The sequence below is a fragment of the Tabrizicola sp. YIM 78059 genome (genome assembly GCF_004959785.1).
GTDB classification, from domain to species: Bacteria; Pseudomonadota; Alphaproteobacteria; order Rhodobacterales; family Rhodobacteraceae; genus Tabrizicola; species Tabrizicola caldifontis.
In genome coordinates, this window is record NZ_SJZH01000071.1 from 1 (window position 1) to 460 (window position 460).

Sequence of the window (460 nt, forward strand, 5' to 3'; positions counted from 1 at the left end):
GGGTGATCGCCCCGTTGAAATGCCCGAACCGCTGCAGGGCGAGCGAGGTTGGCGTGCCAGCGGCTGTGGCCGCCGCGACGCTTTCGCCCTGCGCCACCAGCCGTGCGGTCGCGGTCAGCAGGCCCGACCGCGCCATCTGCCACGACAGCTGGTCGCAGACGCAGCCGGTGTACATCGCATAGCGCGGCACCTCCGGCATCGCCGTCTCGATGGCCATGCTCGGCAGCGTCCAGTTGCCNCGGCATCGCCGTCTCGATGGCCATGCTCGGCAGCGTCCAGTTGCCGGACTGGAAGGTGTGGGTCTTGGGCGTGGTGCCGGTGGTCGTGGGCTGGCCGAAGGCCGCCTTCAGCCAGAGGCCGAAGTTCTCGACGTCGATCGGTACAACCACATCGCCATCGGCGGTGACCGCGTCCTTGATCGGGGCCAGCGGGTCGCGCCCCTGGCCCAAGAGCTCCGAGG

At 69.9% G+C, this 460-nt stretch carries 1 protein-coding gene and 1 pseudogene; both read right to left on the reverse strand.

Annotated features, from left to right (window positions below):
- Nucleotides 1-217 (reverse strand): phage tail tube protein (locus tag EZM81_RS18805; protein WP_371685776.1); only part of this gene is annotated, 217 nt, incomplete at its 3' end.
- A gap of 127 nt (nt 218-344) precedes the next feature.
- A pseudogene (locus tag EZM81_RS18810) lies at nt 345-449 on the reverse strand (hypothetical protein); the annotation flags it as partial.
- Between the last annotated feature and the right edge of the window lie 11 nt (nt 450-460).